Source organism: Amycolatopsis circi, from assembly GCF_003385235.1.
Lineage (GTDB): Bacteria > Actinomycetota > Actinomycetes > Mycobacteriales > Pseudonocardiaceae > Amycolatopsis > Amycolatopsis circi.
Genome location: NZ_PQIA01000069.1, coordinates 1 through 13,662, shown reverse-complemented (window position 1 = coordinate 13,662; position 13,662 = coordinate 1). Strand labels below are relative to the sequence as shown.

9 protein-coding genes are annotated in these 13,662 nt (G+C 68.7%); 3 read left to right on the top strand and 6 right to left on the bottom strand.

Going from position 1 to position 13,662, the window contains the following annotated elements; translation table 11 throughout:
• Positions 1 to 39: 39 nt before the first annotated feature.
• Complete coding sequence (locus tag D0D37_RS26330; protein ID WP_116203282.1) at positions 40 to 246, bottom strand: hypothetical protein; 207 nt, start codon at positions 244 to 246, stop codon at positions 40 to 42.
• A gap of 42 nt (positions 247 to 288) precedes the next feature.
• Positions 289 to 1,164 (bottom strand): LysR family transcriptional regulator, encoded by an 876-nt coding sequence (locus D0D37_RS26325; protein ID WP_116203281.1) that lies wholly within the window; start codon positions 1,162 to 1,164, stop codon positions 289 to 291.
• Positions 1,165 to 1,263: 99 nt separating this feature from the next.
• On the opposite strand from D0D37_RS26325, the gene D0D37_RS26320 reads away from it, so the two are divergent.
• Both D0D37_RS26320 and D0D37_RS26315 read left to right on the top strand, forming a co-directional pair.
• A complete protein-coding gene (locus D0D37_RS26320) occupies positions 1,264 to 2,574 on the top strand; it encodes an MFS transporter (protein WP_116203280.1) in 1,311 nt (436 codons plus the stop codon).
• Positions 2,571 to 4,226 (top strand): amidohydrolase, encoded by a 1,656-nt coding sequence (locus tag D0D37_RS26315; protein ID WP_244223681.1) that lies wholly within the window; start codon positions 2,571 to 2,573, stop codon positions 4,224 to 4,226. Before D0D37_RS26320 ends, D0D37_RS26315 begins: the two co-directional genes overlap by 4 nt.
• 237 nt (positions 4,227 to 4,463) lie before the next feature.
• Here the strand turns inward: D0D37_RS26315 and D0D37_RS26310 are convergent, their stop codons facing one another.
• Both D0D37_RS26310 and gltB read right to left on the bottom strand, forming a co-directional pair.
• On the bottom strand, positions 4,464 to 5,915 hold the full coding sequence (locus tag D0D37_RS26310) for a glutamate synthase subunit beta (protein WP_116203279.1): 1,452 nt from the start codon (positions 5,913 to 5,915) through the stop codon (positions 4,464 to 4,466).
• A 92-nt stretch (positions 5,916 to 6,007) separates the two neighbouring features.
• Entirely contained in the window at positions 6,008 to 10,540 is a 4,533-nt protein-coding gene (gene gltB / locus D0D37_RS26305) for a glutamate synthase large subunit (RefSeq protein WP_116203278.1), read from the bottom strand.
• Between the two features lie 555 nt (positions 10,541 to 11,095).
• Here gltB and D0D37_RS26300 point away from each other — a divergent pair.
• Positions 11,096 to 11,722 (top strand): YigZ family protein, encoded by a 627-nt coding sequence (locus D0D37_RS26300; protein WP_116203277.1) that lies wholly within the window; start codon positions 11,096 to 11,098, stop codon positions 11,720 to 11,722.
• 26 nt (positions 11,723 to 11,748) lie between these two features.
• On the opposite strand, the gene D0D37_RS26295 is transcribed toward D0D37_RS26300, so the two are convergent.
• Together D0D37_RS26295 and D0D37_RS26290 are read right to left on the bottom strand one after the other, a co-directional pair.
• Entirely contained in the window at positions 11,749 to 12,003 is a 255-nt protein-coding gene (locus D0D37_RS26295; protein WP_116203276.1) for a hypothetical protein, read from the bottom strand.
• A 130-nt stretch (positions 12,004 to 12,133) separates the two neighbouring features.
• Positions 12,134 to 13,060: an aminoglycoside phosphotransferase family protein gene (locus D0D37_RS26290; RefSeq protein ID WP_116203275.1), complete on the bottom strand. Its 927-nt coding sequence runs from the start codon at positions 13,058 to 13,060 to the stop codon at positions 12,134 to 12,136.
• Between the last annotated feature and the right edge of the window lie 602 nt (positions 13,061 to 13,662).

Sequence of the window (13,662 nt, the reverse complement as noted above, 5' to 3'; positions counted from 1 at the left end):
ACGGATCGAGGCACCGGGTGACCGGAACGAGTGAGTTGGTTACAGCGAGATCGTGCAGTAGAGGTGGTGGCCTTGAGCGGCGGCGCCTGCGGCCAGGGTGGCGAGTTCCTTCAGGAACGTGACGATGTGCTCAGCCTCGACGTCTTCCTCGTTCTGCCCGGCAAAGGCGGCGGCAGCGTCTTGGCGAGCGGCGTCGTCGGCGGTGGCCAGTGCGTCGCGAAAGGAATCGGCCAGCGACATCACCACGGCCTCGCCTTCGTCGAGGAGCGCGACCTCCCGCGGTAGCGCCTATTCGCCCAACGCGCCACGAAACTCCCGCAACCCCTCGATCAACGCCAGAATCGACGGCCGGGCGTAGTGGTCCGGCCGCCAGCCCGCGTACAGCGGCACGGTCAGCGGCCCGTCGGCGGTTTCGATCGGGACGGAGCGCAGACCGAACCGGACCAGGTCGGTCACCAGGCATACTTCGCCGCGGCCGGCGGCGCGGGCTTGGGCGACGCTGGGGGAGCCGGTTTCGTTCAGCTCCGACGGCACGAGCCCGGCGCGGTGGAACGCCTCGTCCACGACCAAGCGCGCCGCGTTGCTGCGGTTCATCACCAGCAGCGGTTCGGTGGCCAGCTCGGCCAGCGGGATCGACTCCGCGTCGTACCAGCGGTGGTCCGGCCGAACCTGCGCCGAAACCAGAACCCGGCCCAGCGCGGCGGTTTCCAGCTGCGCGGGCGGCGGGGACGTCGAGATGCCGAGGTCGGCGCTGCTGTGCAGGAGCCGGTCGAAAACCTGGTCGGGCTCGACCGGAAAAGCGTCGCGCAGCACCGGTCCGGCCTTGCCGGTGGCCATGAACGGCGCCAGCAGACTGTCCACTGTGCTCGGCGGGGCGACGAGCGTGAGCGGAGTGTCCTCAGTGCGACCGATCGCGGCCATCACCGCGCCCGCTTCTTCGGCGCGACGCACCAGGTCTTGGGCGATCGGCACGAACCGGGTGCCCGCCGCGCTGAGCGTCAGCGAACCCGGCGATCGCGAGAACAGCGCCACGCCGAGTTCGGCTTCCAGCGCCCGCAGCTGCCGCGACAGCGACGGCTGCGCGACCCGGACCGTGCCGGCCGCGGCGGTGACCGAGCCTTCTCGCACGACGGCCAGGAAATAACGCACTACGCGCAGTTCCACCCTATGCCTCCGAGGTATCGGAATGGGTCCGGACAGGTATTGGACAGCATAGGTCCCGGGACGAAGACTCTGGGGAACACCGCCGCCAGGGAGTAGCCCATGAATCACGCCGCCGCACCGACCGCCGGGCGCCGGGCCGCGCTCGCCTCCTTCGCCGGGACGGCCATCGAGTGGTACGACTTTTACCTCTACGGAACGGCATCCGCACTGGTCTTCGGCAAGCTGTTCTTCCCGGAGCTGAATCCGGCGACCGGTGTGCTCGCCGCGTTCGGGACGTTCTGGGTCGGCTTCCTTGCCCGGCCGCTGGGCGGGATCGTGTTCGGGCATCTCGGCGACCGGGTCGGGCGCAAGAACACGCTGGTCGTCACGTTGCTGCTGATGGGCTTCGCGACCTTCGCGGTCGGATTGCTGCCCACCTACGCCAAGATCGGCATCGCCGCGCCGTTGCTGCTCGTCGCGCTCCGTGCGGTGCAAGGCGTCGCGGTCGGCGGGGAGTGGGGCGGCGCGGTCGTGCTCGCCGCGGAGAACGCGCCTGCCGGGCGGGGTTCGTACTTCGCCATGTTCGCTCAGCAGGGTTCGCCCGCCGGGGCGATTCTGTCCACAGTGGTCTTTCTGGCCGTGGGCGCGTTGCCGGACGAGCAGTTCCTGACCTGGGGCTGGCGGGTGCCGTTCCTGCTGTCCGGCGTGCTGGTCGCGCTGGGCTTGGTGATCCGGCTGAAGGTCGAGGAACCGGCGGAATTCTTGCGCGCCAAGGCAACCGCGGCCGTCGCGAAGGTGCCGCTGCTCGAAGTCCTGCGGACTGCTTGGCGGACCGTGCTGCTCGGCATCGGCGCGAGCATCATGGGCATCGCCGCCGCATACTTCAGCAACACTTTCGTCCTCGCGTGGTCCACGAACGAACTCGGCATCGGCCGCCAGACGATGCTGTACGTGCTGCTCGGCGCGTCCGTGGTGCAGTTCTGCTGGCAGCCGGTCGCGGCGCGGCTGGCCGAACGCGTCGGCGAAACCCGGTTCATGGCCTTCTCGCTGGCCGGCAACATCGTGGTGACCGTGCCGATGTACCTGCTGATCGCGTCCGGCAATCCGGGGCTGGCGTTCGTCGGCATCGCGGTCGCGACCGTCTGCGGCTCCGGCTACTACGCGGTGCTCGCCGGATTCCTCACCCGCGGGTTCCCGATCCACCTGCGCTACACCGGAATCTCGCTGTCCTACCAGCTGTGCAGCACGATCTTCGGTGGCACCACACCGTTCATCGCGCAGGCCCTGCTCAACTCGACGCACGGCGCGATCTGGCCGGTCGTCATCTACCACGTCGTGCTGCTCGCGCTGACCCTCACCTGCGTACTGGCGCTGGCCCGTCGAACCGCGGCCGTCGCTGATTCCGAGAAAACCCTGACCCGACAAGGATGAACTACGTGCGTCTCGATGCTTTATTCCACAATGGACGCTTCACCACGCTGGACGGAGACCGTCCACAAGCGACCGCGCTGGGCGTGATCGGCGGCCGGATCGTCGGATTCGACGACGAGGTCCGCGGCCTCTCCGCGGACGTGGTGGTCGACCTCGGCGGCGCGCCCGTCGTACCCGGTCTCAACGACGCGCACCACCACTTGAGCATGCGCGGCAAGCGAATCCGAGAACTGGACGTCTCCGCCGAGGCCGCTCCGACGCTCGACGCGCTCTACCGTGCCGTGGCGGCGCGGGCCGCGAACCTGCCCGCCGACGCCTGGGTCACCGGCGCGGGCTACGACCAGAACAAAATCGGCGCACACCCCACCGCCGAAGCCTTGCATCGCGCTGCCGAAGGACGGCCGGTCTGGCTCACGCACACGTCACGGCACATGGCCGTGGCGAGCACCGAAGCCTTCGCCCTGGCGGGATATCCGGATCGCCTGGGCGTGCCGGATGTTCCCGGCGGCACGGTGGTGCGCGACGAAGACGGCCGCGCCACCGGATTGTTGCAGGAACGCGCGACCGTCCTCGTGGACCACCTGCTGCGCCCCGAGGCGACCGAAGAGGTCATCGCCAACATCGCCGCCGGCGCGCACGCCGCCCTAGCCGACGGCCTGACCAGCGTCACCGAACCCGGCATCGGCACCGTCGACGGCATCGGCCACGGCCGCGCCGACCTCGATTCCTTCCAGCGCACCCGGGAACGCGGCGAGCTGGGCGTGCGGATGACGGTGATGCCCTACATCACCGCGCTGCGCGACTGCGGCCCGTTCGAACCGGGCGGCGAATGGTTCGGGCTGGACCTCGGCGTGCGCACCGGCGTCGGCGACGACCGGCTGCGCATCGGCCCGGTCAAGATCCTTTCCGACGGTTCGCTGATCGGCCGGTCCGCCGCGATGTGCTGCGAGTACGAGGACACGCCCGGCAACCAGGGGCTGATGCTGTTCGAACCGGACGAACTGCGCCGCTACATCCTCGAAGCCCACCGGTGCCACTGGCAGATCGCCACGCACGCGATCGGCGACGCGGCCCTCGGAGCGGTGCTCGACGCTTACGAGGAGGCTCAGCAGAAGTATCCGCGCGAGGACGTCCGGCACCGCATCGAACACTGCGCGGTCGCCGACGATGCCGCGGTGGCTCGGATCGCTCAGCTTGGCGTGATTCCGGTGCCACAGGGGCGATTCCTGTCGGAGATCGGTGATGGACTGCTTGCCGCGCTTGGTCCGGAACGCAGCCGACTGGCGTACCGGATGCGGAGCTTCCTCGACGCTGGGGTGGTGCTGCCGGGGAGCACGGACGCTCCGGTCGTCGCGGCGTCGCCGTTGCTGAGCATCCACGACATGGTCAACCGCCGGACCGCGGCGGGGCTGCCGATCGCTCCGGAGGAGGCGGTGACTCCGTTGGAAGCTTTGCGCGCGTACACGATTGGTTCGGCGTATGCGGTGCACGAGGAAACCGTCAAGGGCACGTTGAGCCGAGGGAAGTTGGCCGACTTCACGGTGTTGAGCGACGATCTGCTGGCAGTCGACCCCGCGCGGATCGGCGAACTCAGCGTCGGCGCGACTGTTGTAGGCGGCGAGGTCGCCCACAACGACGGCGCCGCGTGTTAAGTCCGTGAGGGGAACCCTGAGGGAATCAGAGTCCCTCAGGGTTCCCCTCACGGACCTTCACGTAAGAAGGGCGGGTGCGACGCCGTTGTCACACCCGCCCGGCAGCCGGGACCAGCGCGGCGGCAGTGACGCGCGGGTCCCGAAACTGAACGGAGCGAAGCGCGGCGGCAGTGACGCGCTTGGCCCCGAGACTGAACGGAGCAGGCGCGGCGACGTTGACGCCCCTGCTCCGAGCCATCAGGAGATCGGCCGGTCCGTCGGCGCGATCGGGGCCGGGAGCACGCCCCGGCCGGTCAGGAAGGCGTCCACGCCGGCCGCGCACGAGCGGCCTTCCGCGATCGCCCACACGATCAGCGACTGCCCGCGGCCCATGTCGCCCGCCACGAACACATTGTCCACAGTGGTCTGGAAGTTCTTGTCCCGCACGACGTTGCCGCGCTGGTCCAGGTCCACGCCCAGGTCGGTCAGCAGGCCTTCCCGCTGCGGGCCGAGGAAGCCCATCGCCAGCAGCACCAGTTGCGCGGGCAGCTCGGTCTCGGTGCCTTCGACCGGCACGAACTTTCCGCCCTCGTTGCGCACCTCCACCAGTTTCAGCGCGCGCACCCGTCCGTCCTCATCGGACAGGAACTCCTGGGTGTTGACCGAGTACAGCCGCTCGCCGCCCTCCTCATGAGCGGACGTGACCCGGTAGATCATCGGGTACGTCGGCCACGGGTGCGCGTCCGAACGCGACTCCGGCGGCTTCGGCATGATCTCCAGCTGGGTCACCGACTTCGCGCCCTGCCGGTGCGATGTGCCGACGCAGTCCGCGCCGGTGTCGCCGCCGCCGATGACCACGACGTCGAGGCCCTTGGCCGAATACGGCGACTCCGCCAGTTCGCCCGCCGCGACCCGGTTGGCCGGCGGCAGGAACTCCATCGCCTGGTAGATGCCCTCGGCCGAACGGCCCTCGATCGGCAGATCACGCCACGCCGTCGCGCCGCCCGCGAGGACCACCGCGTCGTGGTCCGACTGAAGCTGCTCGACCGTGACGTCCACGCCGACATTCACCGACGTCCGGAATTCCGTGCCCTCGGCCCGCATCTGGTCGAGACGGCGGTCGAGGCGGAACTTCTCCATCTTGAACTCGGGAATGCCGTACCGCAGCAGCCCGCCGATCTTGTCGGCCCGCTCGTAGACCACGACGGTGTGGCCCGCGCGCGTCAGCTGCTGCGCCGCGGCCAGCCCGGACGGACCGGACCCGACCACCGCGACCTTCTTGCCGGTCTTCGCGACCGGAACCTGCGGCGTGACCCAGCCTTCCTCGAAGGCCCGGTCGATGATCGAGATCTCGACCCGCTTGATGGACACCGGGTCGTCGTTGATGCCGAGCACGCACGCGGTTTCGCACGGCGCCGGGCACAGCGTGCCGGTGAACTCCGGGAAGTTGTTCGTGGCGTGCAGCCGGTCCGCGGCCTGCTGCCAGTCCTCCCGCCACACCAGCGTGTTCCACTCCGGGATCAGGTTCCCGAGCGGACAGCCCTGGTGACAGAACGGGATCCCGCAGTCCATGCAGCGTCCGGCCTGCTTCTCCAGCTTGGTCGACGCGAAGTCCTCGTAGACCTCTCGCCAGTCCATCAGCCGCAGGTCCACCGGACGCCGCTTCGGTTCCTCGCGCGTGGTGGTCAGAAAGCCCTTGGGGTCAGCCATGTGCGGCCTCCGTGTTCTGCGACAGTGTCTTTGCGGGGCACCCGCACCCGGGCCCAGCACCCAGTCGGCACTCATAGCTGGCTTCGCGATTATCAGCCATGAGCTGCCTCCATGATCGCCTCGTTCACGTCCCGCCCGTCGCGTTCGGCCGCGACCTGAGCCGCGAGCACGCGCTTGTAGTCCTTCGGCATGACCTTGCCGAACCGGTCGACCGCACTGTCCCAGTCCGCCAGCAAGGCCCGCGCGACGGCGGATTCAGTTTCGTTGTAATGCTTTTCGACGGTTTCGCGGAGGAAGTCGACGTCCGCGGTGTCGAGCGGGTCGATGTCGACCATCTCCGGGTTGACCCGGTGCGCGGGCAGGTCCAGCACGTACGCGACGCCGCCGGACATGCCCGCCGCGAAGTTGCGGCCGACCCGGCCCAGCACGACCATCCGGCCGCCGGTCATGTACTCGCCGCCGTGGTCGCCCACGCCCTCGACGACCGCCAGCGCGCCGGAGTTGCGCACGCAGAACCGTTCGCCGACCTGGCCGCGGATGAAGATCTCGCCGCTCGTGGCCCCGTACGCGATCACGTTGCCCGCGATGATGTGGTCTTCCGCGACGATCGGCGATTCCTTCGGCGGCCGCACGACGATCCGCCCGCCGGACAGGCCCTTGCCGACGTAGTCGTTGCCGTCGCCGTAGAGCCGCAGCGTGATGCCCTTCGGTACGAACGCGCCGAAGGACTGGCCCGCGGTGCCGGTGAAGGTGACGTCGATGGTGTCGTCGGGAAGCCCTTCGCCGCCCCACTTCTTCGTCAGCTCCGAACCGAGCATGGTGCCGACGGTCCGGTTCACGTTGCGCACCGGCAGTTCCAGCCGCACCTTGTCGCCCGCCGCCAGCGCGCCCTCGGCGAGCTGGATCAGCGTGATGTCCAGTGCCTTGTCCAGCCCGTGGTCCTGCTTGACGGTCTGGTGCCGCACCGCGCGCGGCGGCAGCTCGGGCACGTGGAAGATCGGCGACAGGTCGAGCCCGGCAGCCTTCCAGTGGTCGACCGCCTTGCGCTTGTCGAGCAGCTCGGCGTGGCCCACAGCCTCCTCGACCGACCGGAATCCCAGCTCCGCCAGGTATTCCCGGACCTCCTGGGCGATGAACTCGAAGAAGTTCACCACGTACTCCGCCTTGCCGCTGAACTTCTCGCGCAGCTTCGGGTTCTGCGTCGCGACGCCGACCGGACAGGTGTCGAGATGGCAGACGCGCATCATGATGCAGCCCGACACGACGAGCGGCGCGGTCGCGAAACCGAACTCCTCGGCGCCGAGCAGCATCGCGATCATGACGTCGCGGCCGGTCTTGAGCTGGCCGTCGGTCTGCACCACGATCCGGTCGCGCAGCCGGTTGGCCAGCAGCGTCTGCTGCGTTTCGGCCAGTCCCAGCTCCCACGGCCCGCCCGCGTGCTTGATCGAGGACAGCGGCGACGCACCGGTTCCGCCGTCGTGGCCGGAGATCAGCACGACGTCCGCGTGCGCCTTGGACACGCCCGCCGCGACCGTGCCGACGCCCACCTCGGACACGAGCTTCACGTGGATCCGCGCGTCCGGGTTGGCGTTCTTGAGGTCGTGGATCAGCTGCGCCAGGTCCTCGATGGAGTAGATGTCGTGGTGCGGCGGCGGGGAAATCAGCCCGACGCCCGGCGTGGAGTGCCGCGTCTTCGCGATCCACGGGTACACCTTGCCGCCGGGCAGCTGTCCGCCCTCGCCGGGCTTCGCGCCCTGCGCCATCTTGATCTGGATGTCGTCGGCGTTCACCAGGTACTCGCTGGTGACGCCGAACCGGCCCGAAGCGACCTGCTTGACCGCGCTGCGCCGCTCCGGGTCGTACAGCCGCTCCGGGTCCTCGCCGCCCTCGCCGGTGTTCGACTTGCCGCCGAGGCGGTTCATCGCGATCGCCAGCGTCTGGTGCATTTCCATCGAGATCGAGCCGTACGAGATGGCCCCGGTGGCGAACCGCTTCACGATCTCCGAAATCGGCTCGACCTCTTCGATCGGCACCGGCTTCCGGTCGCTGTACTTGAAGTCGAACAGCCCGCGCAGCGTCAGCAGCTTCTCGGCCTGGTCGTTGACCGCCTTCGTGTACTCCTTGAAGACCTCGTACTTCCCGGCCCGCGTGGAGTGCTGCAGCTTGAACACCGTCTGCGGGTTGAACAGGTGCGGCTCGCCTTCGCGCCGCCACTGGTAGTCCGCGCCGGTCTCCAGCTCGCGGTGGCTCGCCCGGACGCCGTCGGCCGGGAAGGCCCGCACGTGCCGCTGTGAAACCTCCTCGGCGAGGGTGTCGAAGCCGACGCCGCCGAGCCGCGAAGTGGTTCCGGTGAAACAGGTGTCGATCACTTCGGCGCCGAGGCCGACCGCCTCGAAGATCTGCGCGCCGGTGTACGAGGCCACCGTCGAAACGCCCATCTTCGACATGGTCTTGCGGACACCCTTGCCGAGCGCCTTGATCAGGTTCGTGGTGGCCTGCTTGGGAGTCACGCCCGGGATGAGGCCCCGGTGCGCCATCTCCTCGACGGTCGCCATCGCCAGATACGGGTTCACCGCGGCCACGCCGTACCCGACCAGCAGCGCGATGTGGTGCACCTCGCGCGCGTCGCCGGCCTCGACGATGAGGCCGACCTGCGTGCGCGTCTTCTCCCGCACCAGGTGGTGGTGCACCGCGCCGGTGAGCAGCAGCGACGGGATCGGCGCGTGGTCGGCGTCGACCCCGCGGTCGGACAGCACGATCAGCCGCGCGCCGTCCTCGATCGCCTCGGACACCTCGGAGCGGATCTCGTCGAGCCGCTGCACCAGCGCGTCCCCGCCGCCGTTCACCTTGTACCGGCCCATGACCGTGACCGCCTGGAACTCCGGCAGGTCGCCGTCGTCGTTGACGTGCACCAGTTTCGCGAGCTGGTCGTTGTCCAGCACCGGGAACGGCAGCACGATCCGGCGGCACGAGGACGAGTCCGCGGCCAGCAGGTTCGGCTCCGCGCCGATCTGCGTGCCGAGCGCGGTCACCAGCTCCTCGCGGATCGCGTCCAGCGGCGGGTTGGTCACCTGGGCGAACAGCTGGATGAAGTAGTCGAACAACGGGCGCGAACCCGACGAAAGGGACGCGAGGGGCGAATCGTTGCCCATCGACCCGATCGGCTCCGCTCCGGTGCGGGCCATCGGCTCGAGGATGGTTTCCAGCTCTTCCTCGGTGTAGCCGAACGCCTGCTGGCGGCGCACGAGCGCGGCGTGCAGCGGGACCTCGCGGTCGCGCTCGGGCAGTTCCTCCAGGCGGAGCAGCCCGGCGTCGACCCATTCGTCGTACGGGTGCTCGGAAGCGAGCTGGCCCTTGACCTCCTCGTCCTCGACGATCCGCCCGGCGACGGTGTCGACCAGGAACATCCGGCCCGGTTCCAGCCGTCCTTTCCGGACGATCTTCGCCTGGTCGAGTTCGAGCACGCCGACCTCGCTGGCGAGCACGACGAGCCCGTCGTCGGTCACCCAGTAGCGGCCGGGGCGCAGGCCGTTGCGGTCCAGCACCGCGCCGATCTGCGCGCCGTCGGTGAACGCCACCAGCGCCGGCCCGTCCCACGGCTCCATGAGCGTGGAGTGGAATTCGTAGAAGGCGCGGCGCGCGGGGTCCATTTCCTGATGGTTCTCCCAGGCCTCCGGGATCATCATCAGCACCGAATGCGGCAGCGAGCGGCCGCCCAGGTGGAGCAGCTCCAGCACCTCGTCGAAGGACGCCGAGTCGCTCGCGCCGCGCGTGATGACCGGGTAGATCCGCTTGAGGTCGCCCGGGATCAGGTCGGTCTCCAGCAGCGCCTCGCGGGCGTCCATCCAGTTGCGGTTGCCCTTGAGCGTGTTGATCTCGCCGTTGTGCGCCACGTAGCGGTACGGGTGCGCGAGCGGCCACGACGGGAAAGTGTTGGTGGAGAAGCGGGAGTGCACTAGCCCGATGGCACTCGTCACGCGCTCGTCGTTGAGGTCAAGAAAGAACTTCTCGACCTGCGGTTCGGTGAGCATTCCCTTGTAGACGATGGTGCGCGAAGAGAGCGACGGGAAGTACACGTCGTCCTCGACCAGCTCGTGCTCAGCGCGCTTGCGCACGCAGAAGGCGGCGCGCTCGAGAGCGAGGCCGTCGAGATTGTTCTTGCGCCCGGCCAGGAACAGCTGGGTGAAGTGCGGCATGGTCTGCGCCGCGGTCGGACCGCAGTGGGCGGTGTCGACCGGCAGCTCGCGCCAGCCCACCACGCGCATGTCCTCCTCGGCGGCGATCCGCTCGATGGTGGTCATGGCGCGGCCGCGGCGCTTTTCGTCCTGCGGAAGGAACGCGGTGCCGACGGCGTAGCTGCCCTCCGGGGGCAGCTCGAACCCGGCGACCTCGCGGTAGAACGCGTCGGGCACCTGGATCAGCAGGCCCGCGCCGTCCCCGGTGTCCGGTTCCGCCCCGCGTGCGCCGCGATGTTCCAGATTCTTCAGCGCGACAAGGGCTTTCGCCACGATCTGATGGTCTCGGCGACCGGTCAGGTCCGCGACGAACGCCACCCCGCAGGCATCGTGCTCGTAAGCGGGGTCGTAGAGGCCGTCAGTGGCCGGGGTGCTCGAACGGTGGGTCACGGCTGGCCGCCTCCCAAGGCGTTGGCGCGGTTTCTTTCACTCCGAAGGGGGGTTCATCACTGAACCGGTTAACGAAGTGGTCCGAAACCGCGATGGTCAGTCGAGAAGGGAAACCTTCCGGCGCCTACGCGCGGCGCGGCACTGCGTCGCGATGCGTGGCTCGCCGCGGCCGGTCGAGGACCGGGCCGGGTGCCGGATGGTTTGTCACCGCACGGCGATGGGCGGCGGAAAAGTTCTGCACGTCGCTGTACAGGCGCACGCGCCGGGGGTCGGTCAGCCTGTGTGGTGGGGGCCGGCCGGGGCGCGTGATGGTGACTCCCGGGTTCGCCGGGTCTTATGACGATAGTGTGAATTCGCTGTGATCGACATACGTCATCGCGCTCTCGTGGGAAAGGCCACGCATACGTTGACGGCCTCCGGGGTACTCCCATATGTCGGGCCGTCTCTCCCGCCACGCGGTCAGCCAGTGCGCTGACCTGCGTAAACCTGCCTGCCTGCCCGGTGTCAACCCGGTGTTCGCTGCTGGTTGACTGGGGCTCGTGAGGGGGAGCGCCGATGGCTGATCGTTACCTGTCTGTGGCAGTGGCCGGGCTGCACGAGATCGAAATACGGCGTTCACGGTTCCTGTGCGCGCTCGCTCCGGCGGCCGACGAAGCGGCCGCGCGGGAAGCCATCGCGGCGCGCCGACGGGCCGAACCGGCGGCCCGGCACCACTGTCACGCGTTCGTCCTCGGCCCCGACGGCCGGACTCAGCGCTCGAGCGACGACGGCGAGCCCGCCGGGACTGCTGGCGTGCCGATGCTGGAGGTGTTGCGCCGCCGCGAAGTCACCGACACGGTCGCCGTGGTGTCGCGGCATTTCGGCGGGGTGCTGCTCGGTGCGGGCGGGCTGATCCGCGCGTACGGGCAAGCGGTGTCGGACGCGCTCGACGCGGTAGGCCTGGTGGAGTACCGGCGATTGCGGCTGTTCGACGTAACGCTGGACTACACCCGGGCGGGCAGGTTCGAAAACGATCTTCGCGGTTCGCCGTACGTGCTGCACGGGACGCGTTTCGACGCGGCGGCGCACTTCGAAGTCGGGCTGGCTCCCGGCGAGGAAGAACGATTCAGCAGCTGGCTGGCCGACCTCACCGGCGGCGAGGCGGTCGCGGTCGAGCTGGGGGAGGAGTGGGTGCGCGGGTAGCCGCGCACTGACTCAAGCTCGGAAGATCAAGCCGCGACGGGCTTTCCGTCCAACGCGCGCGCCCCGGCTTCGGTGAGCACTGCGCGTACCCGCGCGCCGCACGCTCCGTCTTCGGCGGGCTCGATCAGGCCCTTGCGGACGAGGTCGCGGGCGGTGCCCTGGTCGCAGCAGCTCAGCCCGTCGACGAACAAGTCCGGTTCGCAGCTGCAGCTGATTTCCGCGTGCCCTTCGGCCACAGCACGCAGGGTTGCCCGCTCCCGATAGTTCAGCTCGGCGGTCACGGCGGTCCCTCCTTCTGTCCCGGCCCCTGTGTACCCCGGGAACAGTTCCAGTGTCCGTCGCGGCTGCCGGATTGTCGCGTATTTCACTCCTTTTTACGGGGGTATGTCGCGGGGTGGCCCCGGGTACCCCTCATACGCCCCACCAAGCTTCGGAAAGGGATACGAAAGTAGGTTCCGCCGGCGCCGGGAGCACGTCGAGGTACCAGCGGAAGTCGCTGTAGACGTGCAGAAGCGTGTACGCCAGGCAGCGCCGGGAGAAGTCCGGGCCGAGGTCGGCCGGACGGTAACCGTAAGCGAGCAGAAGACTCCGCAGAAATGCCGAGTCGCCGCTCGAAACGAACAAGCCGACCGCGCCGAACTCGTATTCCGCCGCGCCGCGCATCGCCGGTTCGAAATCGAACAGGCCGGACAGTCGCCAGTTGTCCCCTTCGCGGGTGACCATCAGATGGTCGCGCATGACCTCGGTATGCAACGGCACGGTTTCCGGCGTTCCGAGGTCGACCGCGTCGACGAACTCCGGCAGCTGGGCGAGCCAGTGTTCGTCCAATGTGGTCTTGCGATGGTGTTCGACCAGCTTTTCGCGCTGCCTGGCAAGGAACGCGGTCCAATCCCGCGGACCGAGGACGGACAACGCCGGGTCGCGTAAAGAGTGCAAAGTGGACAGCGTCTCGCCGATCTTCGGGGCGAGCGCGAGTTTGTCCGCTGTGGACAGTTCCGGCCAGACCTGCTTGAGCGTGCGTCCGGGCAGCCGTTCCATCACGACGTAACCCCAGCCGTCGCGCGTTCCGGCGTGCACGACGCCCGGAGTCGGGATCGGGAGCTTGCCGTGCACGACTTCCAGCATGGTGCGCTCGGTGGTCAGCTCGTCGAGGTACACCGGCGGGTAGAGCTTCAGGACGAGCTGGTCGCCGACGGCGTACACCGGCAGCGAACCGTCGTCGAAGGGCACGAGTTCGCCGGGTTCGCCGAGCGTCCGGAGGAGGTCTCGTACCGCGGGCAGGAGGCCCTCGCGGGTCAGCTGGCCGGACTCGGCCGCGGTGGCGGCGGGCGGAAACATGCGGCGACGGTAGCGCGCGCCGTGACACCGACGGTGTGGGTTGCGTGGCAACGCTGTCGCAGGTCCGTGAGGGGAACCCTGAGGGACTCAGGGTCCAATGCCAGGGACTTAAGGCGGCGCTGTGGGTGCGGTTCGAAGCGTGCCTGTCCTGGTCGTGGGGGTGGGGGTTGGCGAGGCCGGCACAGGGTTTGCTGTCCGTGAGGGGAACCCTGAGGGACTCAGAGTCCCTCAGGGTTCCCCTCACGGACGCGCGGAAGCGGCTAAGTGGGCATAGTTCGGGCATTTCGGCGGAAGTGACGTCCTTTGTGGACGGTCGGTAGGCGTGAGGCCACGCCGCTTAAGTCCCTGGCATTGGAACCAGAGTCCCTCAGGGCGGCCCTCACGGACTTCCGCGCCAATGCCAGGAACTTAAGCTGCGTCAGCTCAACCCGCCGACCGTATCTTCACCTCCGTGAGGGGAACCCCGAGGGAATCAGGGTGGATTCGAGGGGTGGTTGCAACGCGGGTGGTTATTTGGTTTCGGTCAGGAGTTTAGCGAGGCGTTCGGCTGGGGTGTCCCAGTCGAGGGTTTTGCGTGGGCGGCGGTTGAGTTGTGCGGCGAC

Coding starts and splice junctions, on each gene's coding strand:
- D0D37_RS26315 (WP_244223681.1), top strand. CDS start 2,571: ATGAACTACGTGCGTCTCGATGCTTTATTCCACAATGGACGCTTCACC.
- D0D37_RS26310 (WP_116203279.1), bottom strand. CDS start 5,915: ATGGCTGACCCCAAGGGCTTTCTGACCACCACGCGCGAGGAACCGAAG.
- D0D37_RS26290 (WP_116203275.1), bottom strand. CDS start 13,060: ATGTTTCCGCCCGCCGCCACCGCGGCCGAGTCCGGCCAGCTGACCCGC.
- D0D37_RS26320 (WP_116203280.1), top strand. CDS start 1,264: ATGAATCACGCCGCCGCACCGACCGCCGGGCGCCGGGCCGCGCTCGCC.
- D0D37_RS26300 (WP_116203277.1), top strand. CDS start 11,096: ATGGCTGATCGTTACCTGTCTGTGGCAGTGGCCGGGCTGCACGAGATC.